Origin of the sequence: Nostoc sp. (assembly GCF_036919555.1) — a bacterium.
In the GTDB taxonomy this organism is placed as follows: Bacteria; Cyanobacteriota; Cyanobacteriia; order Cyanobacteriales; family Nostocaceae; genus Nostoc.
The window spans coordinates 124,522-147,296 of the sequence record NZ_JBALCS010000051.1 but is presented as its reverse complement, the minus strand read 5'-3'; the positions used below and the strand labels follow the sequence as shown (position 1 = coordinate 147,296).

Here is a 22,775-nt window from a genome sequence, read left to right as displayed (position 1 = left end):
CGAAAAATTTTACAAAAAAATACAACTATTCTCTGGTTCATTATCAAATATCTAATAACCCATATCGCTTTTGTAAATCCAGTAATTTCATTCTGGCAACGCCCGCGTTATCAGCCAAATCAGCAAACTCCACAAAGCGACGCAATTCTTTTTTCAACAAATTACGCTCAACTTCTATAGTTTCTCTATCTAAATCTGGTGGCAAAACAATCATGTCAAATATTGTTGCGCGTTCTTTAGCCGGATGAGGACGTAAAACTCGCCCCCGTCGCTGAATAAACTGCCGGGGATTACCAGAACTTGATAAAATCACCGCAGTTTGAATTGCCGGAATATCAACACCTTCATCTAAACAACGAATTGCCACCAAACCCTGCAACTCACCACTTTCAAATTGACGACGTAAAATTTCCCTTTCTTGTAAAGATGTTTGAGCCGTATAAGTACTTACCTTATACCCTAAATCTACTCCCAAAATTTTAGCAACAGCTTTGAGTTGGCGTAGTGATGAACGTTGTCCCGCATCTTGTGAACCATCACTGCAATAAAAAAGAGTGTGAGTAGTTTCGCGGCGAGTTGCCATTAAATCCCGCAAAGCATTTAATTTATTTTCCGCCGCACCAATTAATCTTGCTCTTTGCATCAATAATGGCTTTAAATCTTCATTGTCTTCAAAGTTTCCTGCTTGTCCATTTTCTCGATCTCGATAAAGCAGCGATCGCCCAATTCTTTTAGTTAACTTTAAATAGGCAATACTTTCTGCTTCTGTTAACTCTACTAACACCGGATAATACAGATAATGTACCAAAGCACCTTGAGCGATCGCATCCCTCAAAGTAAACTCTGGTTGCAGAACTGGGCCAAAATAATCAAATAAAGATTGCGTACCACAATCATCAAAATACCTCTCCGGTGTCGCAGATAAAGCCAGTCTCAACCCAACACTGCGCGGTAAACTTTCTTCTAACTTGGGTGCGCCTAAATTATGCGCCTCATCCCCAATAATTAAAGTTTTGGCAGGAAAATATTTGAGTTGAGACTGAAAACCATCTCCAATTAATGTGGAGTTCGTAGTAATCACAGTCACAAACCGTTGAGAACCAGAACGCAGATTATAAATTTGCCCAGAAAGTTGACTTTGCCAACTGCGTAAATTCTCGAAAGCTAAAATGGGTTGCAAATTAAATTTTTCGCATTCTCGCGCCCATTGGGTGACAAGATGGCGATAGGGACACACCACCAACAGAACTTGTAAATTAATCTGCTGATATAATTCACAAGCGATCGCTAGTGCAGTGATCGTTTTACCACTACCAGTAGCCATTTTCAGCGTCCCTCTGCCATTGTTGCTAAACCAGCTAGCGATCGCTTGTCGCTGATATTGCCGCAATTGCAGAGATGGAGGCATTCTTGGGCATCCTGGTAATGGTTGCGGAGTGTAATAGCTGCCCTTACTTTCCCTTGCAATTGGTAATTTCAACCGGAAAGTGGGCAGTTGCTGCACTGGATTTGGCGTCAGGTACATTATGTTAAGGGCATTGGGCATTGGGCATTGGGCATTAGGCATTGGGCATTGGGCATTGGGCATTGGGCATTGGGCATTGGTTATTCCCGTTGTCCCCCACTCCCTACTCCCTACTCCCCATTTATTCAGTTGTAACCACGCCAAACACCAATCAGGGAACCTTGCACTTGTACTTGCATGGCGCTGACTTCAATGGGATTGTACTTAGGATTTGCTGGTTTGAGGGTGACGCGATCGCCTTGGCGATAAAAACGTTTTAATGTCGTACCAAATCCATCAACTCTGGCGGCGACGATCGTACCATTTTTTAAATGATTTGGTTCTGCTACTGGACGCAAGAATACTACATCGCCATCAGCAATTAAATCTTCAATCATGCTATCGCCAGCCACCCGCAAAGCATAAGTTTGGGGAGGTAACTCGAAATTAGAAAAGTCTAGATGATCTACACCATCAGTAAACGGTTCTATTAAACCACCAGCAGCGATGGTCCCCAAAATTGGCACACCTTGCTTAACAGTATGCAAAACCCGAATCGTTCGCGCTTGGCCTTCAGTCCATTCTATATATCCTTTAGTTCGTAAATGTTCCAAACGACTTTGAATTGGTGCTGGTGACTTCAAATTCATCGCTTGCATCATTTGCCGAATTGAAGGCGAATGCTGGTGCGATCGAATGTATTCTGTCACCCATTCGTAAAGTTCTTGTTGAGCTTCCGTTAGACGTTCCATAAATTTGCGGGAAGTAATTATTAATGTCTCTAGAACATTAGTACTACAAAAAACTCCCCATAACAAGAGAAAAGTAAAAATATAAAAGGCAAAAGCAAAAATATTCTCTTTTCTTTTACCTATTTATTCTTGATTTTTATAAATGTAAGTAGTCAAGAGCCAGCCCCACACTCGCCATTCTGACTCCGAACTCCTATACAAACGCGATTAATCGCGTCTTTGAACTCCTTTCATTTTGCCCCTAAAATACTCGCAAGTAAGGCTTTTTGAGCGTGCAAGCGATTTTCTGCCTGTTCCCAAACTCGTGATTGAGAACCTTCAATAACTGCCTCGGTAATTTCTTCACCACGATGGGCTGGTAAACAGTGTAAAACAATTGCCTCTGGATCAGCAAGGCTCAATAGCTGCTCTGAAATTTGGTAAGGCTGGAAAATTGGCATTCGGTTATCTGCTTCAGTTTCTTGCCCCATACTCGCCCAAACATCAGTATAAAGTACAGCAGCGCCCTTAGCTGCTGATTCTGGATCATCAGTGAGGAGGACTTCAGTTTTGTTGTTAGCGATCGCTCTTGCTTGTTCTACAATCTGAGAATCTGGCTGATATCCGCTAGGAGTGGCAATTCTAATATTCATCCCCACCAAAGCACAGCCCAACATCAGAGAATTGGCCACATTATTCCCATCGCCCACGTAGGTTAAAGTTAACCCAGCAAGAGTACCAAAGCCTTCTTGAATCGTCAATAAATCTGCTAATACCTGACAGGGGTGTTCTGCATCAGTCAGCGCATTAATTACCGGAATCTTGGCATAGTGAGCAAAAGTTTCCAAATCCTGCTGTGCAAAAGTGCGAATTGCCAAAACATCCAGATATCGATCTAATACCCGTGCGGTATCCTGCAAAGGTTCCCCGCGACTAACTTGAGTGACATTGGGGTTGAGATCGATTACCTGTCCACCCAGTTGGTACATCGCCACAGTAAAACTTACCCGCGTGCGAGTTGAAGCTTTGGAGAACAACAACCCCAAAACTTTATTACACTGCAACTTCAACTGTTGTGATTTAAGTTGAGTTGCCAATTGCAAGAGTTCTTGAAGTTCCGTTGGACTGATGTCCGCCAAACTTAATAAATCTCGTCCGATCAACACTGCCATGCTTGTGATGTGTAAACAACAATTATATATTTCTGTTGCTTTAGCAGGCGTGTCAAAAAGATATATTTTACGTCTATCCTAGAATTTGAGTGCGATCGCTTCTAATACCATATTACGAATCGTGATGTGTAAAGCCCCCGTCATTTATGCCTACGGTGTACACACAAGTCATCGAATTACCCAAAACAAAACAAAAACCTCACCCTGTCCTATCTTTAATCCCTCTCCTTAGTAAGGAGAGGGACAGGTTTTGCAAAAGCAAAACCAGCGTGAGGTTTCTTTGGAGTATTCGATATAAGCGTAAATTGCTTCAAGAAAGACTTGTGTGTACACGATAGCCCCAAAGCGGAGAGAGGCTTTAAGTCTTACTCCCCAACCCTTCCCTTCGGCACGCGGCGCGAACGTAGAGAAGGGTTGGGGGTTAGGTTTGAGAGAAAGTTGCACACCGCCTGAAATACCTATACATGATATGGGGCGCACAGCTAGCTGTACGCCCCTACATCTGTACGCAACTTACTTTTCAGCCAAAATCGCGTAAATTTCCCGTTTAACTTGCTCTAAAAGCTCACGCACCCGATTTATTCGCTCCATATTGCCACTGCGAGCAACCTGCACCACTACAGCAGCTAATTCTGTTGCGGCATTTCGCAACTCGATAAACTCTTGGGGCTTACCTGTCACGAAACTTTTAAAGGTATCCCAAGGAGTGTCTGAAGTTTCCTGTTGGGCACGTTCTGCCAATAATTGTCTACCCTCATCCGTAATCGTGTAAATCCGCTTGCCACCTTCCTGGGCGCTCTTGAGATAACCACCTTCCTCCAGTAATTGTAGTGTTGGATACACTGAGCCAGGACTGAGGCGACGGAAACCACCGTAGCGAGTTTCCATCTCTTTAATTAGGTCGTAACCATGACTAGGATGCTCCGATAACAATTCCAGCAGGATGAACTTGATGTCACCCCGACGAGTCCGATGTTCATCTCCCCAACCACGACTAAACATTTCATTGCCGAAGTGTTTGCCATGATCTCTGCCATGATCTCTGCCATGATCTCTGCCATGATCTCTACCATGCCCAAACCAAGACCTAACAAGCAAGAAATCATCTTCATTAACTCCTGCCCATACAGGTGCGCCAAAGCGTGACCGAAAGTGTCTAAACATAAATGAATCTCAAATCAACTTTCTCTACTATACGATATATCGGAATATATCGCGATATATCGGAATAGAATTTTGATGAAGATTTGTGAAGAAAGCAACTGTACCAACGCAAAGCTAGTCGAAGCTGATGAAAGCTTGGACAGTCTTTGCTCAGGCTGTGCGTAAACGTTCAATATCCCTCATTGGCGGCGCACCGAACATACGGGAATATTCGCGGCTAAACTGTGATTGGCTCTCATAACCCACCTGATAGGCAGCATTGGCCGCATCGGAGTTTTCGGCAAGCATCAGGCGACGTGCTTCCAATAGTCTTAATTGCTTTTGATATTGAAGCGGACTCATTGATGTCACTAACTTGAAATGGTGATGAAAAGATGAAGGAGACATACTGGACTGCCCAGCTAGCTCCTCAACCCGCATCGGCTTTGTGAAATCAGCCTTGATGAGTTTTATCACCTCGGCAATGCGCTGCATGTTGCTGCCAGATGTCGCAATCTGGCGGACAGCTTCGCCCTGTTCACCCATTAAAAGGCGATAATAGATTTCGCGGATAATCATCGGCGCTAAGATAGGGATATCCTGTGGCGTATCCAAAAGCCGTGTCAGTCTGATGGCGCAATCGAGCAACTGTGCATCGGCGTTGCTGACGAATAAGCCTCTAACAGAGTTTTCTTTCTTACCCGTGCCTGTCCTGGTTTGGGCAATAATATCACAGAGTTGAACTGGGTCTAAATTCAGCTTAAATCCTAAATAAGGCTTGTCTGGCGTGGCCTCTACAACAAATGCACTAAGCGGCAAATCAACCGAGACAACAAGATATTGAGCCGCGCCATAACGATAGGTTTCCTCACCCAGCAATGCTTCTTTTTTGCCCTGAACGACGATGCCAACAATAGGGTTATAAACACCGCATATTGACGTGGAAGCAGAAGATTCCCGCATAAATTCCAGATGATTTATATCTGTTTTATGGACACCGTTCCCCTTGCCGTCGGTGTGCTGGGTTAGTAATACCGCCAGTTCTTTACACGCATTGACGGCCGCGCCCTGCTTCAGTATTTCAATCGCCATACTGGTTTCCTGACTGATCTAATCATTTTTATTCGCTCATTATAGAGAATATTTATCCTTTCATAAGCCTTATTTTGGAGGATTAGGCAATAATATGCGATCTTTGTGTATTTTAAACTCCGCTTTTAACCCATATTATGAACACATGCAAAGGAAACAGTGAAAGGATAAGGCAATGACAGAAATCGCATTGGTAACGGGATCGAGCAGAGGGCTTGGCAAAAATACCGCTTTGACTCTTGCCAAAAAAGGGGTTGGTGTGATCGTGACCTATCATAGCAACAATGAGGAAGCCAAAAGCGTTGTATCTTCTATCGAAGAGATTGGGGGTAAAGCTGTTGCGCTACAACTGGATACCTCAAACACTAAAACCTTTGACGCTTTCGTGGAGGAAGTCAAGCAGTCACTCCAAGATAAATGGCAGACAGAGCATTTTGATTTCTTGGTCAATAATGCTGGACTTGGTGTTTATGCGTCTTTTGCAAATACAACCGAAGACGATTTTGATCGCTTGATGAATATTCATGTGAAGGGCGTTTTCTTCCTGACACAAAAACTTCTCCCTTTGATAAATGATGGGGGACGTATCGTCAATATTTCGTCTGGTCTTGCCCGTTTTGCTCTGCCAGGTTATGCAGCTTATGCAACCATGAAGGGGGCTATAGAGGTTTTGAGCCGATACATGGCCAAGGAATTGGGGCAAAGACATATTACCGTGAATGTAATAGCCCCCGGCGCGATTGAAACGGATTTCACCGACGGCGTGGTGCGTGATAATCCTGAGATTAATAACTTCATTGCTTCGCAAACAGCCCTGGGGCGCGTCGGTCTTCCTGATGATATCGGAGGTGCGATCGCTTCTTTGCTCTCCGGAGAAAACAGATGGGTAAATGCACAGAGAATTGAAGTCTCCGGTGGCATGTTTATTTAATTCAAACCAACTTAAACAGAAAGGAAAATAACCATGTTAAACGTAGAAAACAAAGTCATTGTGATCACTGGAGCCAGTAGTGGAATCGGTGAAGCCACCGCTAAACTGCTGGCCAAAAACGGCGCAAAAGTTGTTTTGGGCGCACGGCGCACAGAAAAGCTAGAAAAGATTGTTGAGGATATCCGCAAGCAAGGCGGCACAGCAGAATTCAAAGCCGCGGATGTCGCCAATCGCGAGGATATGAAAGCCTTGATCCACTTTGCCAAAGAGAAGTTTGGCCGCGTCGATGTCATCTATAACAACGCAGGCGTTATGCCCCTGTCCCCGATGAATGCGCTGAAAGTCGAGGAGTGGGATAACATGATTAACGTGAACATCCACGGCGTTTTGAACGGCATAGCTGCTGGTCTACCGATCATGGAAGCACAAGGCGGTGGACAGTTTATCAATACCGCGTCCATCGGCGCACATATGGTCGTGGCTACTGGTGCGGTATATTGCGCGACAAAATATGCCGTTTGGGCCATATCCGAAGGATTGCGTCAGGAATCGAAAAATATCCGCGTGACAACAATATCCCCCGGTGTGGTTGAGACTGAACTCGGCTCTGATATTACGGAGGAGTCAGCAAAAGGCGCTTTGAAAGAATTCCGCAAAATCGCACTGACCCCAGATGCGATCGCTAGAGCTGTCTTGTATGCCGTGTCCCAGCCGGATGACGTCGATATCAATGAAGTGATTGTCCGCCCGACGGCAAGCGCATTCTAACGCTGAGAGAACATCATCACAAATAGACAGATGGCACATTGAGATACTAGGCATTGGGCATGGGGAAGAATTAAATAATTACCTCTTTCCCCTCTGCTCCCTACTCCTCTTTTGGTAACAGCGATCGCTGCAATTATCCCAGCCCAGAGTAGCAGTTATGAAAATACTTGTATTATAAATTGCAGTTTATTAACTTTTATGCCCGGAAATTTTAATTGTAAAAGTATTGATTTTAACAAAAAAAATACTTAAGATTAGCAGCTTTAGCATTTTCAGGTCTAGGCTTAAACTATTATGAAAAAAATTTACCTAAAATCAATTATTCAGTAAAAATACGTATGCACATTTAAGTCTTCTCACTATATGAATAGTAGAATTAGCCCATACAGGAGAAGACTGTGACGCTCTTAAACCAAGCTCAAGTAGAGCAGCTAAAGGAAATAACTACACAGTTGCGACAAGTAAGACAAGAAAAATCCATCTGCATAGAAGAAATAGCCGCTAAAACACTGATTCGAGCAGGTGTTTTACAAGCTTTAGAAGAAGAACGATTTGAAGAATTGCCTGAGCCTATTTTTGTTCAAGGATTCATCCGTCGCTATGGAGATGCTTTAGGACTGGATGGAAATGCTTTATCACATACTCTTATAAGCAATGTTGTCTGCCAAAAGCACAATAATTATCATCAGAATTTAGACAACAAACCAAAGGCATATATACCTCTTGTTCTAACCTACATTCTATTATTAGTAGCTGCATCTGCTGGTCTTTTTTATACCCTTAATCCACCACGAATTACATCTGAATCCCTGACTCCAGAAGTCAATAGTCAACAGTCAATGGTTCCTAATAAGTGAACAGTAATTAGGGAGTGGGGAGTGGGAGAGCAGGGAAGCGGAGAATGACAAATGACAAATGACAATTTTCAAGATATTTCCGGTTTACGCAGATGCCAAGTAGTGGATTGCTCATAAGCGTAAGCTACCTGAAACAGTTGGTCTTCTCGCAACACATTGCCAATTAGTTGTAATCCTATGGGTAGCCCTAGATCATCAAAACCACATGGCAAACTTAAACTAGGTAAACCAGCAAGATTCACAGGAATAGTCATCAAGTCAGTTAAATACATACTCAAGGGGTCAGTAGTTTTTTCCCCTGCTTTGAATGCTGTAGTGGGAGATGTGGGACAAACTAAGATATCAACCACGCCAAAAGCCCTTTCAAAATCTTGTTTAATCAGGGTGCGGACTTTTTGGGCTTTCAGATAGTAGGCGTCATAATAGCCAGCCGAAAGTGCATAAGTACCGATCATAATCCGGCGTTTGACTTCTGTACCAAAACCGGTGGCACGGGTACGAGTGTACATCGATAGCAGATTATCCGCATCAGGAGCGCGATACCCATATTTAACGCCATCGTAACGAGCCAGGTTTGCTGAGGCTTCTGAGGGGGCGATGATGTAGTAGGTGGGTAAACCATAGCGAAAGCGGGGACAGGATACTATCTGAATCTCTGCTCCCAAACTTTGTAGTTGCTCTACTGCTTTAGTAACAGCTTGTTCCACTACAGAGTCCAAACCTTCACCAAAAGTTTCTTTAATGATTCCAATTCTTAACTGACCTCTGGGTTTGAAGTCTGGTTTTAAGCTGGCGGCATAGTTGGGAATGGCAACTTTCAGGCTGGTAGAGTCTTTGGGATCGTGACCCGCGATCGCACTTAATAATATCGCCGCATCTTCTACTGTATTTGCAAATGGCCCAATTTGATCCAAAGACGAAGCGTAAGCTACCAAACCATAACGGGAAACTAAACCATAAGTCGGTTTCATCCCTACCACACCGCAAAAAGATGCCGGTTGGCGAATAGAACCGCCAGTATCAGAACCGAGAGCAACCACACATTCTTGGGACGACACCGCAGCAGCCGAACCCCCGGAAGAACCACCTGGAACTCGTGACAAATCCCAAGGATTAGCCGTGACTTGGTAGGCAGAGTTTTCGGTGGAACTACCCATTGCAAACTCATCCAAGTTGGTTTTGCCTACCATTACCGCCCCAACATCTGCCAGTTTTTGCGTCGCCGTTGATTCATAAGGCGGCACGAAATTTTCCAAAATTCGGGAGGCGCAGGTGGTAGGAATTCCCTTGGTACATAAATTGTCCTTGATCCCCACAGGAATCCCTGCTAGCAGCCCAATTTCTTCTCCCGCAGCAATTTTGGCATCCACAGCACCCGCCTGCTCTAATGCCCGTTCTGTGGTAACACATAAAAAGCTGTGCAATTTTGGCTCTAATGCTTGAATGCGCTCTAAAGCTTCTTGGGTAATTTCAACGGCAGAACGTTCTTTTTTAACCAGTTGTTGGTGCAACTCGCGGATGGATGCCATGATTGCTCTCTTTGTGACTCAAGTGATTGATTTTAGTACATATTGACCGAGATTGGGTATGGGGCATTGGGCATTGGGCATTGGGCATTGGGTATGGGGCATTGGGCATTGGGCATTGGTTATTTTCTCCCCTGCTTCCCACTCCCAATCATTATAAAAATAAGACTAATACCTCTGAAAAAGTAATTGAAGAAGGCAGAAAGCAGAAGGGACTGCTCAGTTGGGGATTCAGACCCCTCCTGACTTGGAGCCACTGAACAAAAATTCAGTGGAAGCTTTATGCCCTTACTCCTTTCAGTCGTGGGCAGAGGGCAGCAAGCAGTATTTCCTTCTGCCTCCTGCCCTCTGCCTTTCTTGGTAATTGTGGTTATGAAAAAATTGCCAAGCTTAAACAAAATAATATTAGGAATTTAACATCATCCGTAAATAGAAGGACTACAATCAAAACGGACAAATGTTTCATGCTCCAAAAAAAGAGGATTACAAAGCTGTGTCCGACTTAAACCGAGGAATTATGAAATTTGAGGGTGCAGATTCTCCAAAAGTAGTCACTATCTCTACCGTGTTGCTTCTGGGATCGATCGCTGCTCTGATCATCTGGGCGCTGCAAGCTGCCTATGCGCTAAACTAAAACCATTAGCAGCCGAGAAGGACACTGGCAAAAACGGTTTCCGTCGTAGCCAAGTGTCCATTCAGCAACTAGTAAATAAAAACGCCCTAATAACCATCAAAAATTTCAGAAAAACTTTAGATTTTAGATTTAAGGTTTTAGATGGAAAATTTAAATCTAAAATCCAAAATCCAGAATGTTTGAACCTTGGGGTGTCTTAGTTATTTTAATTGTCTGCTCCCTCTTGGGCGGATTACCCCTGATTGCCTGGATTACTTACGCGCTTACGGGCAAGCAATTATCACAAGTTGGTACAGGAAACATTAGTGTATCAGCTGCCTTTTATCACGGCGGTAGGTTTGTCGGAATTCTGGCAGTCTTGTCAGAAGCTTTTAAAGGAGTTGCAGCAGTCTTCCTCACCCGCGCTTTCTTCCCAGATGGATCGTCTTGGGAATTGATTGCTCTCATCGCCTTGGTAATCGGTAGATATTGGATCGGCAGAGGGGCAGGTACGACAAATGTTGTTTGGGGATTTGTCGTACATGATCCACTGGTGGCAATATTTGTATCTTTCTTTGCAGGTATTAGCTTTACAATTCTGCACTCGAAACAGGTAGTCAAATTTGGGGTTTTGCTTCTCTTTCCTCTGTTTGTGGCACTTCTGCACATTAGCGATATCCCCAGAATGCTTGCTGCTATTGCCTTAGCTGGTTTAATGGGCTGGATTTATACAAAAATTCCTGATGACATGAACCTGCCAACCCAAGAGGCACAAACAGAATCGCAAGTGATGTTGGAATTTTTACGCGGCGATGTCTACGACGGGCTACGCCAACGCGCTATGGTTTCTCTAGATGAAGAGTTGGATGCTGCCATTGTCGGAGAAAAGGCGGCAACATTATCTCAAGTTAAGCGCTGGGGCTATCCAGTCCCGAAGGGGTGGGTACTTGCCCCAATCGATGATCCCCAACTATTGACAGAATTTCTCCAGCCATCAGAATTATCTCCCTTGGTGGTGCGTTCTTCTGCCATTGGAGAAGACTCAAAACAGGCTTCTGCTGCTGGGCAGTATGAAACAGTTTTAAATGTTACCAGTCCACAGGCATTACAGTCAGCGATCGCTCAAGTTCAAGCCTCCTACAATCATCCACCTGCCGTGCAATATCGGCGCGATCGCGGCTCAAATGATACAGCAATGGCTGTGTTGATTCAACAACAAGTTCAGAGTGTCTATTCTGGTGTAGCTTTCAGCCGCGATCCCATTACCCAGCAAGGTGATGCGATCATCATTGAAGCCCTTCCCGGCAGTCCGACGCAAGTCGTTTCGGGAAAAGTTACACCAGAACAATATCGCGCTTTTGTGCTGGAAACAGAAAATTCTTCCTCTGTGCAATTAGAGGGTGAAGGACGAGTCCCACAAGCATTAATCAAGCAAGTCGCATACTTAGCCTACCGACTCGAAAAACGTTATCATGGCACTCCTCAAGATATAGAGTGGAGTTATGACGGTCAAACACTCTGGGTATTGCAAGCTCGACCGATTACCACTCTGCTGCCCATGTGGACACGCAAAATCGCCGCCGAAGTGATTCCCGGAGTCATTCACCCCTTAACATGGTCAATTAATCGTCCCTTAACTTGTGGAGTTTGGGGAGAACTTTTTACTTTAGTTTTGGGCGAACGCGCTTTGAGGCTAGATTTCGCCGAAACCGCAACTCTGCACTATTCCAGAGCTTATTTTAACGCCTCCCTGTTAGGAGATATTTTTCTCCGTATGGGACTACCGTCATCAAGTTTGGAATTTTTAACCAGAGGAGCTAAATTAAGTAAGCCGTCTTGGGAGTCAACTTGGGAAAATTTGCCAGGACTAGGGAAGTTGCTGAGGCGGGAATTAAGTTTAGAAAAAGACTTCAAGCGGGACTATCATCAACGGTTCATTCCTGGGTTGTCGCAGTTGGCGCAGTCAAATATAGATAACTTGGAACCATCCAAGCTGTTGGCAAGAATTGACTTTATTTTGGAGTTGCTACGTCATGGGACATATTACAGCATTTTAGCTCCCTTGAGCGTTGCCCTCCGCCAGGGGATTTTTCGGGTGAAGGATCACCAAATTGATCACAGCGTTACCCCAGAGATCGCGGCATTGCGATCGCTGAGTGCAATCGCTACAGATGCCAAGGAGGTATTGCTGGAGTTTGAGCCACAGCAGGTATTTGAGCAATTAAAGCAAACCCCAGAGGGAGAGAAGATCCTGCAAGAATTTAACGAATTGCTTCAGGATTACGCCTATTTAAGTGAAGTCGGAACTGATATCTCCGTTCCCACTTGGCGGGAGAATCCCCAGATGATTAAGCAGATGTTTGTGCAGTTAATGCAGGGTAACGAACCACAATCAGGCGCTAAAGACGCGATTAATAGCATCTTTGCTGGTAAAGGCAAACGCTCTTTTGTGCAACGGCGTGTGGATATCAAAGGACGAGTTACCGAAGTTTATTCCCGGCTTTTGGCTGAATTGCGTTGGAGTTTTGTCGCTTTAGAGAAGATTTGGCTAAAGTCAGGTTTACTCAAGAAAACAGGAGATATCTTTTTTCTAGACTTTGATCAAGTGCGGCGTCTAGTTGTGGGTGGAGATTCCAGGTTAATTGAGCAGTTGGATAAGTTAGTGGAATTGAGGCGATCGCAATTCCTGCAAGATAGCGAGATCATTCAAGTACCCTTTTTAGTTTACGGCAATACACCCCCTCATCCCTTAGCTCCCTCTGTACTCTACTCTGACCAAATCTTACAAGGCATTGGAGCCAGTCAGGGGCAAGCCGAAGGTAGAGTGAAGGTGTTGCGAAATTTACAAGATGTGCCAGAAATTGACCGAGATACGATTCTGGTAGTACCTTACACAGATTCCGGCTGGGCACCATTGTTATTAAGAGCTGGAGGATTAATTGCCGAAGCTGGTGGACGGCTTTCTCACGGTGCAATCGTGGCTCGTGAATATGGAATTCCCGCCGTGATGGATGTTCGAGGTGCTACATGGCTATTGCAAGATGGTCAACGAGTTAGGATTGATGGGTCTAGGGGTATTGTAGAATTATCTAACGATTTAAGACCATCTTAAGTCCAGCTTCATCGATAAACACGCTAAAACTCATAACTCAGCACTTAGGACTGATGCAGAACAGGCAAGAAAAAATTTCGCAAGTGATAGTGACTGCTGGGCAGATGCGCGATATTGAAGAACGGATCTTTGCGGCGGGAATGCCTGTAGTAGCTTTGATGGAAAAGGTTGCGGGATTAATTGCCCGTCGCATTCAAGATATTTACCCGAACCTTGGACAAAGGGAAAACAATTCAAAATTAGTCTCCCACTCCTTAAATCCCCGTGTTGGAATTCTTGTCGGCCCCGGTCATAATGGCGGGGATGCTTTAGTAGTAGCCCGTGAATTACACTTTTGTGGGTATGAGGTTTGGATTTATTCTCCTTTCTCTAAGCTTAAGGAATTAACTTCGCAGCACTTGCAGTATGCTGAAAATTTGGGCATTCCAATTTATCAAACAATTGAACAACTGCCAAATTCTGATTTGTTGATTGATGGCTTGTTTGGGTTTGGTTTAGAAAGAAACCTTACTGATCCCATCGCCTCTGCAATTAATCAGCTAAATGAATTGTCTGTGCCGATTTATAGCATCGATTTACCTTCAGGTTTACACACCGACACTGGCGTTGTATTAGGAACTGCCATTCGCGCCACTCACACATTTTGCTTGGGTTTATGGAAACTAGCTTTTTTCCAAGATCAGGCGCTGGAATATCTCGGCAAAGCTGAGTTAATCGATTTTGATATTCCTTTAGCTGATGTAGAAGCTGTTCTAAAAGATGCACCCAGAATTAAACGTATTACACCAGCAACGGCACTTGCAACTTTACCCCTACCCCGTCCACCAGTCACCCACAAATATAAGGAAGGACATTTACTGTTAATTTGCGGTTCGCGGCGCTATGCAGGTGGAGCAATTTTAACTGGTTTGGGTGCGAGGGCAAGTGGTGTGGGGATGCTTTCGATTGCCGTACCCGAATCGCTAAAATCTCTTTTGGTGTCGCATTTGCCAGAAGCGCTAATTGTCGGTTGTCCAGAGACGGAAACCGGAGCGATCGCTCAATTGCAATTACCAGAAAAAACCGATCTGAGTTCCTTTAATGCGATCGCCTGTGGCCCCGGTTTAACACGAGATGCTAGCCCCATTGTGCAAGAAATCATCGAAAGCGATCGCCCTTTGCTTCTCGATGCCGATGGTTTAAATATTCTCGCACAAATGGGAGCGATCGCCACGTTAAAAAAACGTCAAGCCATAACCGTACTCACACCCCACACAGGCGAATTTGAACGATTGTTTCCTGATGTCCCCGATGCCAAACATGACAGAGTAAAAGCAGTACAGTCAGCAGCCGGACAAAGTGGGGCGGTAGTGTTGTTGAAAGGGGCAAGAACTGCCGTAGCAAACCCTGAAGGTGCCGTTTGGATTGTTCCTGAAAGCACACCCGCCTTGGCGCGTGGCGGTAGCGGTGACGTGTTAACTGGGCTACTGGGTGGATTGTTAGCACAAGCAGCAACTAAACAGATTCCCATAGAAGATATTGTGGCAACTGCCGCTTGGTGGCATTCACAAGCGGGTATTTTAGCAGCCCAAGAGCGTACCGAATTAGGTGTAGATGCCTTTACATTGACACAATATTTGATCAAAGCTCTAACTTAGTCAATTCCCTCGTTCCCAGTCTCCGACTGGGAATGCCATCCTAGAGGCTCCGCCTCTAATTTAAATATAAATCATGGGACGCAGCCGCTACCACGTACTAGGAACCCAGCCACACTTCCTCACCTGCACAGTTATAAATTGGATACCACTATTCGGCAAAGTTGAATTTACACAAATTATTTTAGATTCCCTCAATTTTCTGCAACGTCAGCAGCGTTTAACCTTGTACGGTTACGTAATTATGGAAAATCATCTCCATATAATCGCCTCTGCCGCCAGTTTATCTAAAGAAATAGGAAACTTTAAATCATTCACAGCTCGCTGTATTATTGATTTACTTGAGAAAAACAATTCCAACTACATACTTAACCAGCTTCAGCTTTATAAATTAAAACATAAGACAAGACAAGAATATCAACTTTGGCAAGAAGGTTTCCATCCGCAGGCAATTCTAGATGAGGAAATGTTGAGACAAAAATTAGATTATATTCACAACAATCCTGTCAGGCGTGGTTATGTGGATGATCCGGCACATTGGCGGTATTCTAGTTACCGTAATTACATCGGGGAACTAGGTTTATTACAGGTAGAGTTGATTGATGTGTGAGGGAAGGCAGAGCCTTTAGGATGGCATTCCCAGTCGGAGACTGGGAACGAGGAATGAGGAGATTTAGCCATTGACTAAATACCAACGCTGTAGCGCCAGCCTTTGAATTTCGCGCCAGGGAATATTATGTTTTCGCGCTAACTCTGCACAATCTTCATATTCTGGCTGCACATTAACAATAACTTTTTCTGGTGATTGTCCATTCCATGCTAGTTTGACACGCACTTTGCCATATTCCGTTTCCACTTGTTGAATTTCCCGTTGTAAAATCGCGCGTTGCTGAGTTGTTCTCCGAATGCCCAAAGTAGTTGTTTCGCGGAATACAACCGCTTCACAACCGAGTAAATTTTCTGGATGACAAATCACAGTCAGCAAAATCCCTGGACGGGACTTTTTCATGCCGATCGTTTGGGTAAAAACATCCACCGCACCAGCCGCAAACAATGCCTCAAACACATAGCCGATCGCCTGCGGATTTATATCATCAATTTGGGTTTCTAATACTGATATCGTTTCTAAATTTGCGGTAGTATCTTCAGAATCGCTGAAATTAGACTGTAAACTTGCGCTTTCACCCAACCAGAGGCGTAGAATATTGGGAATGGGTAAATTTATGGTTCCTGCTCCCAGTCCTATCTGCTTGATAGCGATCGCAGGTGGTGAACCAAAATCTCTTGCCAAAGTAGTGGCGATCGCAGCTCCTGTTGGTGTCACCAATTCTCTATCAATGCCATTGCTATAAACTGGACAACCCCGCATTTCCCACAGCTTTAATACTGCTGGAACTGGTACTGCCATCTGACCATGTGCAGCCCGAACAGTGCCGCCACCAGTCGGGAACGCCGAGCAGTAAAGTCGAGGCCATCCTTCCTTATTGCTCTCAATCCCCAACCAATCCAACCCCAAGCAAGTACCCACAATATCTACGATCGCATCTACAGCACCTACTTCATGAAAATGAACTTTTTCAGGGGAAATGCCATGTACCGCTCCTTCTGCCACTGCTAGCTGTCGGAATACCGCCAAACTCCAAGCTTCTGCCCGTGATGGCAACTCCGCTTTGAGAATCATTTGCTCTATTTCTGGCAAGTGGCGTGTGCGATCGTGACTGTGTTCGCGATCGTGGTCGTGGTGGTGATGATCGTCTACTAAATCCACATGGACTTTAGTCGCCTGCTGACCATTGCGTTGGACAAATTCCGCCCTTAACTGATATTCCTGTTCAATACCCAACCCATTGAGTTTTTCAACTAAATACTCCACAGGAACACCCAAACTTACCAAAGCCCCCAGGCACATATCACCAGAAATTCCTGTCGGACATTGAAAATAAGCAATTTTATTCATAATAAATTAGTCATTAGTCATTAGTCATTGGCATTGATCAATAATTAATAGTTCTTCTCCCTCTGCTCCCCATCTCCCCCACTCCCTACTCCCTACTCCCTCACTCCCCCATTCTCCCACTCCCTGTGTTATGGCAAAAATTTTCCCAGTTCATCCGGATAATCCTCAAATTCGCCGAATAGAGGAAATAAAGTCGGCGCTCTTTAGTGGCGCAATCATGCTTTACCCTACTGATACAGTTTATGCGATCGGTTGTGATTTGAATGCCAAGTCGGCGGTAGAACGAGTGCGGCAAATTAAACAGCTAGCAAATGATAAACCACTGACATTTTTATGTCCCTCGCTTTCAAATGTGGCAACTTATGCCTTCGTAAGTGACACAGGCTATCGGATTATGAAGCGCCTGATTCCAGGTCCATACACGTTTCTGCTCCCAGCGACTAAGTTAGTACCGCGATTGGTGCAAAGCCCCAAGCGGAAAACTACTGGAATTAGAGTACCAAACCATACTGTGTGTTTGGAGTTGCTGGCAGCGTTGGGCAATCCGATTATTTCAACTTCAGCACATCTGCCACCAGATGGAGAAGATAATGGGATGATTCGGATAGAAAAAGAAACTGTTCAGTCGCGGGTAGAGCTATTTGATCGTTTGGATAAGTTGGTAGACATAATTATAGACACTGGCCAGGAACCTACATATGAAGTGTCTACCATCTTGGATTTGACGGAAGACGAAGCAGTAATGATACGGAGGGGTTTAGGTTGGGAAGCAGCAGCAGCATGGGTATAAGAATTCCACTTCACAGGCGCACCTCTGGGTTTCGGAAATTGTGATAAAAACAACTCCACTTTTGAAATTGTCATATTTAGATGCGATGTCTATGACCGGCTGTTCAATGACGCAGTGGATATAACAGGATGGCGGCAACAGTTGGCACAGCAAGGTATTTGACAACTTTGAGAAAATGGTGGGTACTCGTGTGCCAGCGTTAAGAATAGTGGCTTGTGACAAAAACCGACACATTGCGATAACTATAACTCTTTCGTATTTCCTACAGTTTTATATATGACCTTTAGATATGAGCATTACATACGGCAAGTTTTGATGGATGAATGCCTAAAGATTCTCCAGCCAAGTCCGATCTTGATTGCTGTGTCTGCGTTGTAATTACGGTGCAATACTACTACCTGGAAAAGTCATGAAAGCTAACGTCGTCAATCTACCAAACTCTAGACCCATTTTTGAGAACCACCTTTCGACTGAAGATTTTTCAGACAGCAGCAGCAATACCTTGATTGAATTGCTGTGTGAGGAAATGCAAAGGCAAGTGAAAGCAGCACCCAAATGCGTAGAAGCTTTAGCAAAGCGCATAGCCGTAGAAGTAGAACGCATTTGCGACAAAAGCTCCCGTATCCAAACATCTGGGGAAATCAAATCCTGGCAGATGACGTTGGGAAGGCATCGGATGCAAAAGTGCTTACGTTACTACCAACTAGGTTCCAAACAAGGGCGGGTGGAATTACATAGTAATCTGGGTGCTATGGTTTACCGCCATATAACTATGTCCGGCTCGGAGTTGGGTTTTGAGGCTCGTTACAGCCTGATTGAAGATTTTTTACAAGCATTTTATATCGAAGCTATCAAAGCTTTCCGCCGAGAAAACGAACTACCTAACGATCACACGCCGCGTACTCAGCTGCAATTAGCTGAATATATGTCCTTTACGGAGCAGTACGCCAAACGCCGGATCAATTTACCTGGTGGTGCAAATCAGCAATTGATTATCTTACGGGCCCAAGGTTTTGCTCGTCGTCAGCCCCAAGAAACTACCGTGGATATTGAAATGGCGGTAGAGTCTGCCAAGGGTGAAGAAGCAGAATCTTACCAGCGTAACTCGGCGGTGCAACAGCTGCGATCGCAGATGATTGCCCAAACTAATTTCGATCCATCTGAAGAGTCAGAACGCGATCGCGTCATCACTGAATTAATGAAATACCTGGAGTCTCAAGGTCAATCTGACTGTATGAACTACCTCAGCTTGAAACTCCAAGACCTCTCAGCCCCAGAAATTGACCAAATTCTCGGTTTAACTAGCCGTCAGCGCGATTATCTCCAACAACGCTTTAAATACCATGTAGAAAAGTTTGCCAAACAACACCACTGGCAATTAGTACATCAATGGTTAGGTGCGGGTTTAGAGCAAAAGTTGGGTTTATCTTCTTTGCAGTGGGAAATCTTTGTGAATCAACTCACAGAACAACAACACCAGATATTACAATTAAAAACTGCACGGGAAAACGACCAAGCGATCGCTAAAACCATCAAATGCACCCCCAAACAGCTGCAAAAGCGCTGGACTCAACTTTTAGAAATCGCATGGTCTATCCGCAACGGTCATACTGAAGCCGAGACGGGCTAAAATGAAGGCGAATAAAATATACACAAAACCATGAACCCAGTATTTCCCCAACTCTCTAGTCTTTGGAGAGCGGAAAAACTCCAACTGGTAGAAGATTTATGGGATGAGATTACCGCTACACCAGCAGCGCTTCCAGTTTTAGATTGGCATAAACAAGAGCTAGCCCGTCGCAAAGCCGAATATCTGCAAAACCCAGCCATTGGCAGCAGTTGGGAAAATGTAAAAGCCAGAATCTCTCAACGACATGGCTAGAAAATTAACTATCCTTACAGCCGCAGAACTAGATATTATTGAAGCTTTTGACTGGTACGAGCGGCGCGAATTTGGATTAGGTGCTGAGTTTTTACGTTGTACTGATGCCTGCCTGAATTTAATTCCGCGTCACCCCAGCACATACCAGATTGTTCATGAAACCTATCGCCGCGCTACAATCAGGCGTTTTTCCTACGTCGTTTTTTACGAGTTTAATGAACAAGAGATTATTCTCTACGCTGTTTTCCACTGTTCCCAAGACCCAGAAAAATGGCGTGGTCACTTGCAATAGAAGGCACGTTTACAATAGCTAGGAAAAGTATTAAAAGAAAAAAGCAAAAGGAAATTTTCTTCTTTTCCCCCTTCTCTGAATTAGTAACGCATTACTCATCCAAATTATTAATACATTTGTATTTATTTAGTACAAAAATACCATTTTTTTGCACTTTCATCAAAAATTCATATTAAGCAACTGACTATTTGTGACTGCTTCCGTGGAATCCTAGAATAAGAGGTACTTTTACCAAAGGAATTTAGGATGGCTTTGACTCAAGGCGGACGGGCAAATAAATCTGGTCAGGTTTTAGAAACGACTGTAGAAGGAACATTAAGGGCACACGAATATTATCAAGTAAGTCCCAATGTACCGAAACAGCACCAAAGAGAATACATATTAAACTCTACTGTGCTACCAAAATGCTATGCCAGAAGTGTTTATATTGGAACTGGAATATATCAAACCGATCTATATGTTGACTTTTACGTTATGGACTCAGTTAAATTTCCATCTGGGTTAATTATTGAGTGTAAATGGCAAGAAAGCGGTGGTTCAGTTGATGAAAAATTTCCTTACCTCAACTTAAATATTCAGTCCTCTTACCCTGCACCAACTATTTTAGTGATGGGCGGCGAAGGTATGAGGCAAAAAGCACTTGATTGGTTTAAAAAACAAGTTGACTATAATCAAAACTTATTAGCAGTTTATAGTTTGGATAGATTTATTGCATGGTCAAACAACCATCTCTAATAAGACGTAATTAAAAATTCTGAAATTGTTCCTCGATTTTCTATATTAGAGTTAATTGTTCGTGCTGCTTGTATTGTGTGGATTTGAAAACCAATTTCTCTATAAATGTCTTCAATCTCCTTACAATCAGAGTTTGATACCATAACTTTGACACCTCGGCTTGCTAGCGTTGCACAAATGGCGCTCAATTTTTTTTGGTCATCCTCACTAAAACAGTGGCGACTATAAGCTGTAAAATAGCTAGTTTTACTAATAGGATGGTACGGTGGATCAAAATAAACAAAATCATCACTGCTGTTTGCGTAATCTAGTACTTGCTTAAAATCTGCTGTTTTCACCTCAGCCCTAGAAAGTGCTTGTGATGCTGAACCCAGTAAATCTATTTGACAAATCTTGGGATTTTCATATCTACCTAATGGTACATTGAATGTACCTCGTGAATTGACTCTATAAAGTCCATTGAAACAGGTTCTATTAAGATAAATTAAACGAGCTGCTCTTTCAATATCTCTGTCGTAATTTTCATCTCTTACCTTGTAGTAATACTTATTTTTATCTTTGCTATTTTTACTTTTATCACCACTTATTTTATAAAAATTAGCATATTCATTATGTTCTTTTTCATGCTCTTGTAATAATAAAATTAAATCGTCAAGGTTATTTTTAATACATTGATATGTATTAATTAATTCTTCATTAATATCAGTTAGATATGACGATTCGATTGTCGAGTATCGATTTACTAAATAGAAAAATAAAGCGCCACTGCCTAAAAACGGTTCATAGTAACGCTTAACGTTCCCAATATTTGGGGGCAAATATTTAATATATTTGTGAATTAATTTACTTTTACCGCCAGCCCATTTTAGGAATGGACGATAATAACTTTTATCATTGAGTTGAGTTAGCATTACTATTAATTTAATCAAATTGAAAACTACATGGTGTTGATGAGAAATTATATTTTATATTAGTATGGTGCGACAAAAGCAACACGTATTAGAATAAAGTCATGAAAAAAAGGTAAGATAGACCACCTGAATTATAATAGAGGAGTATAAATTCAGATGTTTGACGGATTTTGGGATAACGTCTTTCGCTACCCCCGGTACTTAATTAGTATCGTCTTAGGACTGTTTCTAAACACCTTTGCGCCATTAGTGCCACTGTTGAAGCGCCCAGTCACCTTAATCGCCATCTTGGGTTTATTTGTGAGCAGCCTAGTCTTCCTGACTCTCACCCTACGGGCAATGTTGGGCTTGAGTACAATCTAGACTAGCGCTATATCGGGGCTATGCCCCACAGACGGTTGCTCTTGGCGTTGCTCCCGCTAAGTACTGTCTACCCAACTTGCATCTATTTTTGTCGTACAACCTCTGTGAGGAGGCGAAATTTTTATGGCTACAAATCGCCGGGTTTCCCGCGTTGCTGAACTGATCAAACGGGAAGTTAGCCAAATGCTGCTCAACGGCATTAAGGATGACCGTGTGGGTACAGGAATGGTTAGTGTTACTGATGTTGATGTTTCCGGCGATCTCCAACACGCCAAAGTCTACGTCAGTATTTATGGTACAGATGAAGCTAAGGTAGAAACAATGGCAGGCTTAAAGTCGGCCACGGGTTACGTCCGCAGCGAACTTGGGGCGCGGATACGGCTACGTCGTACACCAGAAGTCATTTTTCTCGAAGATCGCTCTATAGAACGCGGTAATAAGGTACTAGCACTACTAGACCAACTTAACCATGAGCGTCCCCCAGAAAATCTGGTATCAGTAGAAGACATCACTGATCAAAATGATCAGGAATTCTCCGAATAAGTAACTAAAACAACAATGTAACTTCAGAACAATTAATCTCAGCAAATCCGCCAAACAGTTTACAGACGTGATCTCGTCACGTCTGTTTTAATATAACCATAACCTGATTCAGGGATTCAGTAGTTGTATATATACGCTTTCTGTTTGTCTTGGCTTTCGCCTCTACTCTAGTATTTTCCCTTTCCCTCTGCTTCCCCTGCTCGCATATTTTTTATTTGG

General features: G+C 43.6%; 23 protein-coding genes. 15 read left to right on the top strand and 8 right to left on the bottom strand.

Features of this window, described 5'->3' with window-relative positions; all coding sequences use genetic code 11:
* Positions 1–43 precede the first annotated feature (43 nt).
* The 5 genes from V7K36_RS15355 to V7K36_RS15335 form a co-directional block, all read right to left on the bottom strand.
* Positions 44–1,525, bottom strand: a complete 1,482-nt coding sequence (locus V7K36_RS15355) for a DNA phosphorothioation system restriction enzyme (protein WP_335117234.1) — start codon at positions 1,523–1,525, stop codon at positions 44–46.
* 125 nt (positions 1,526–1,650) lie between these two features.
* Positions 1,651–2,256 (bottom strand): transcriptional repressor LexA, encoded by a 606-nt coding sequence (lexA, locus tag V7K36_RS15350; protein ID WP_335117067.1) that lies wholly within the window; start codon positions 2,254–2,256, stop codon positions 1,651–1,653.
* A gap of 230 nt (positions 2,257–2,486) precedes the next feature.
* Positions 2,487–3,407, bottom strand: a complete 921-nt coding sequence (argF, locus tag V7K36_RS15345) for an ornithine carbamoyltransferase (protein ID WP_335117065.1) — start codon at positions 3,405–3,407, stop codon at positions 2,487–2,489.
* 513 nt (positions 3,408–3,920) lie between these two features.
* Complete coding sequence (locus V7K36_RS15340) at positions 3,921–4,571, bottom strand: PadR family transcriptional regulator (protein ID WP_335117063.1); 651 nt, start codon at positions 4,569–4,571, stop codon at positions 3,921–3,923.
* A gap of 150 nt (positions 4,572–4,721) precedes the next feature.
* The gene (locus tag V7K36_RS15335) at positions 4,722–5,642 is read right to left on the bottom strand and encodes an AraC family transcriptional regulator (RefSeq protein ID WP_335117061.1); all 921 of its coding nucleotides are present in this window, start codon (positions 5,640–5,642) and stop codon (positions 4,722–4,724) included.
* Positions 5,643–5,817: 175 nt separating this feature from the next.
* Between V7K36_RS15335 and V7K36_RS15330 the strand changes: the two genes are divergently transcribed.
* From V7K36_RS15330 to V7K36_RS15320, 3 genes are all read left to right on the top strand, one after another.
* The gene (locus V7K36_RS15330) at positions 5,818–6,573 is read left to right on the top strand and encodes an SDR family NAD(P)-dependent oxidoreductase (protein WP_335117059.1); all 756 of its coding nucleotides are present in this window, start codon (positions 5,818–5,820) and stop codon (positions 6,571–6,573) included.
* Positions 6,574–6,606: 33 nt separating this feature from the next.
* On the top strand, positions 6,607–7,341 hold the full coding sequence (locus V7K36_RS15325; protein ID WP_335117057.1) for an SDR family oxidoreductase: 735 nt from the start codon (positions 6,607–6,609) through the stop codon (positions 7,339–7,341).
* Between the two features lie 398 nt (positions 7,342–7,739).
* On the top strand, positions 7,740–8,198 hold the full coding sequence (locus V7K36_RS15320; RefSeq protein ID WP_335117055.1) for a helix-turn-helix domain-containing protein: 459 nt from the start codon (positions 7,740–7,742) through the stop codon (positions 8,196–8,198).
* Between the two features lie 68 nt (positions 8,199–8,266).
* Here V7K36_RS15320 and gatA read toward each other — a convergent pair whose 3' ends face one another.
* Entirely contained in the window at positions 8,267–9,727 is a 1,461-nt protein-coding gene (gene gatA / locus V7K36_RS15315) for an Asp-tRNA(Asn)/Glu-tRNA(Gln) amidotransferase subunit GatA (RefSeq protein WP_335117053.1), read from the bottom strand.
* Between the two features lie 26 nt (positions 9,728–9,753).
* Between gatA and V7K36_RS15310 the strand changes: the two genes are divergently transcribed.
* The 5 genes from V7K36_RS15310 (at position 9,754) to V7K36_RS15290 (ending at position 15,693) form a co-directional block, all read left to right on the top strand.
* A complete protein-coding gene (locus tag V7K36_RS15310) occupies positions 9,754–9,984 on the top strand; it encodes a hypothetical protein (RefSeq protein WP_335117051.1) in 231 nt (76 codons plus the stop codon).
* A gap of 197 nt (positions 9,985–10,181) precedes the next feature.
* On the top strand, positions 10,182–10,358 hold the full coding sequence (locus V7K36_RS15305) for a hypothetical protein (protein WP_334826432.1): 177 nt from the start codon (positions 10,182–10,184) through the stop codon (positions 10,356–10,358).
* Positions 10,359–10,533: 175 nt separating this feature from the next.
* A complete protein-coding gene (locus V7K36_RS15300; protein ID WP_335117049.1) occupies positions 10,534–13,449 on the top strand; it encodes a glycerol-3-phosphate acyltransferase in 2,916 nt (971 codons plus the stop codon).
* A gap of 53 nt (positions 13,450–13,502) precedes the next feature.
* A complete protein-coding gene (locus V7K36_RS15295; RefSeq protein WP_335117047.1) occupies positions 13,503–15,086 on the top strand; it encodes an NAD(P)H-hydrate dehydratase in 1,584 nt (527 codons plus the stop codon).
* A gap of 73 nt (positions 15,087–15,159) precedes the next feature.
* Positions 15,160–15,693: an REP-associated tyrosine transposase gene (locus tag V7K36_RS15290; protein WP_335117046.1), complete on the top strand. Its 534-nt coding sequence runs from the start codon at positions 15,160–15,162 to the stop codon at positions 15,691–15,693.
* A 63-nt stretch (positions 15,694–15,756) separates the two neighbouring features.
* Here V7K36_RS15290 and larC read toward each other — a convergent pair whose 3' ends face one another.
* Positions 15,757–17,040: a nickel pincer cofactor biosynthesis protein LarC gene (larC, locus tag V7K36_RS15285; protein WP_335117044.1), complete on the bottom strand. Its 1,284-nt coding sequence runs from the start codon at positions 17,038–17,040 to the stop codon at positions 15,757–15,759.
* A gap of 130 nt (positions 17,041–17,170) precedes the next feature.
* Here larC and V7K36_RS15280 point away from each other — a divergent pair, with 130 nt between their 5' ends.
* The 5 genes from V7K36_RS15280 (at position 17,171) to V7K36_RS15260 (ending at position 20,739) form a co-directional block, all read left to right on the top strand.
* Positions 17,171–17,830: an L-threonylcarbamoyladenylate synthase gene (locus tag V7K36_RS15280; protein WP_335117042.1), complete on the top strand. Its 660-nt coding sequence runs from the start codon at positions 17,171–17,173 to the stop codon at positions 17,828–17,830.
* Positions 17,831–18,239: 409 nt separating this feature from the next.
* Complete coding sequence (locus V7K36_RS15275; RefSeq protein WP_335117040.1) at positions 18,240–19,460, top strand: HetZ-related protein; 1,221 nt, start codon at positions 18,240–18,242, stop codon at positions 19,458–19,460.
* Positions 19,461–19,490: 30 nt separating this feature from the next.
* A complete protein-coding gene (locus V7K36_RS15270; protein ID WP_335117038.1) occupies positions 19,491–19,712 on the top strand; it encodes an addiction module protein in 222 nt (73 codons plus the stop codon).
* Positions 19,705–20,004, top strand: a complete 300-nt coding sequence (locus V7K36_RS15265; RefSeq protein ID WP_335117036.1) for a type II toxin-antitoxin system RelE/ParE family toxin — start codon at positions 19,705–19,707, stop codon at positions 20,002–20,004. The genes V7K36_RS15270 and V7K36_RS15265 overlap by 8 nt, the downstream gene beginning before the upstream one ends.
* 246 nt (positions 20,005–20,250) lie before the next feature.
* Positions 20,251–20,739, top strand: coding sequence for a PD-(D/E)XK nuclease superfamily protein (locus tag V7K36_RS15260; protein ID WP_334826284.1), 489 nt, complete (start codon positions 20,251–20,253; stop codon positions 20,737–20,739).
* Here the strand turns inward: V7K36_RS15260 and V7K36_RS15255 are convergent.
* Positions 20,736–21,650: a DNA adenine methylase gene (locus tag V7K36_RS15255; protein ID WP_335117034.1), complete on the bottom strand. Its 915-nt coding sequence runs from the start codon at positions 21,648–21,650 to the stop codon at positions 20,736–20,738. The two genes, V7K36_RS15260 and V7K36_RS15255, sit on opposite strands and share 4 nt — an antisense overlap.
* A gap of 156 nt (positions 21,651–21,806) precedes the next feature.
* Between V7K36_RS15255 and V7K36_RS15250 the strand changes: the two genes are divergently transcribed.
* Positions 21,807–22,013, top strand: coding sequence for a DUF751 family protein (locus V7K36_RS15250; protein ID WP_190731327.1), 207 nt, complete (start codon positions 21,807–21,809; stop codon positions 22,011–22,013).
* A gap of 123 nt (positions 22,014–22,136) precedes the next feature.
* The gene (gene rbfA / locus V7K36_RS15245; RefSeq protein WP_335117032.1) at positions 22,137–22,556 is read left to right on the top strand and encodes a 30S ribosome-binding factor RbfA; all 420 of its coding nucleotides are present in this window, start codon (positions 22,137–22,139) and stop codon (positions 22,554–22,556) included.
* Positions 22,557–22,775 lie beyond the last annotated feature (219 nt).

Coding starts and splice junctions, on each gene's coding strand:
- gatA (WP_335117053.1), bottom strand. CDS start 9,727: ATGGCATCCATCCGCGAGTTGCACCAACAACTGGTTAAAAAAGAACGT.
- V7K36_RS15290 (WP_335117046.1), top strand. CDS start 15,160: ATGGGACGCAGCCGCTACCACGTACTAGGAACCCAGCCACACTTCCTC.
- V7K36_RS15335 (WP_335117061.1), bottom strand. CDS start 5,642: ATGGCGATTGAAATACTGAAGCAGGGCGCGGCCGTCAATGCGTGTAAA.
- V7K36_RS15340 (WP_335117063.1), bottom strand. CDS start 4,571: ATGTTTAGACACTTTCGGTCACGCTTTGGCGCACCTGTATGGGCAGGA.
- argF (WP_335117065.1), bottom strand. CDS start 3,407: ATGGCAGTGTTGATCGGACGAGATTTATTAAGTTTGGCGGACATCAGT.
- V7K36_RS15330 (WP_335117059.1), top strand. CDS start 5,818: ATGACAGAAATCGCATTGGTAACGGGATCGAGCAGAGGGCTTGGCAAA.
- V7K36_RS15265 (WP_335117036.1), top strand. CDS start 19,705: ATGGCTAGAAAATTAACTATCCTTACAGCCGCAGAACTAGATATTATT.
- V7K36_RS15275 (WP_335117040.1), top strand. CDS start 18,240: ATGAAAGCTAACGTCGTCAATCTACCAAACTCTAGACCCATTTTTGAG.
- lexA (WP_335117067.1), bottom strand. CDS start 2,256: ATGGAACGTCTAACGGAAGCTCAACAAGAACTTTACGAATGGGTGACA.
- V7K36_RS15305 (WP_334826432.1), top strand. CDS start 10,182: ATGTTTCATGCTCCAAAAAAAGAGGATTACAAAGCTGTGTCCGACTTA.
- V7K36_RS15255 (WP_335117034.1), bottom strand. CDS start 21,650: ATGCTAACTCAACTCAATGATAAAAGTTATTATCGTCCATTCCTAAAA.
- V7K36_RS15295 (WP_335117047.1), top strand. CDS start 13,503: ATGCAGAACAGGCAAGAAAAAATTTCGCAAGTGATAGTGACTGCTGGG.
- V7K36_RS15250 (WP_190731327.1), top strand. CDS start 21,807: ATGTTTGACGGATTTTGGGATAACGTCTTTCGCTACCCCCGGTACTTA.
- V7K36_RS15270 (WP_335117038.1), top strand. CDS start 19,491: ATGAACCCAGTATTTCCCCAACTCTCTAGTCTTTGGAGAGCGGAAAAA.
- V7K36_RS15280 (WP_335117042.1), top strand. CDS start 17,171: ATGGCAAAAATTTTCCCAGTTCATCCGGATAATCCTCAAATTCGCCGA.
- rbfA (WP_335117032.1), top strand. CDS start 22,137: ATGGCTACAAATCGCCGGGTTTCCCGCGTTGCTGAACTGATCAAACGG.
- V7K36_RS15325 (WP_335117057.1), top strand. CDS start 6,607: ATGTTAAACGTAGAAAACAAAGTCATTGTGATCACTGGAGCCAGTAGT.
- V7K36_RS15355 (WP_335117234.1), bottom strand. CDS start 1,525: ATGTACCTGACGCCAAATCCAGTGCAGCAACTGCCCACTTTCCGGTTG.
- V7K36_RS15300 (WP_335117049.1), top strand. CDS start 10,534: ATGTTTGAACCTTGGGGTGTCTTAGTTATTTTAATTGTCTGCTCCCTC.
- V7K36_RS15260 (WP_334826284.1), top strand. CDS start 20,251: ATGGCTTTGACTCAAGGCGGACGGGCAAATAAATCTGGTCAGGTTTTA.
- larC (WP_335117044.1), bottom strand. CDS start 17,040: ATGAATAAAATTGCTTATTTTCAATGTCCGACAGGAATTTCTGGTGAT.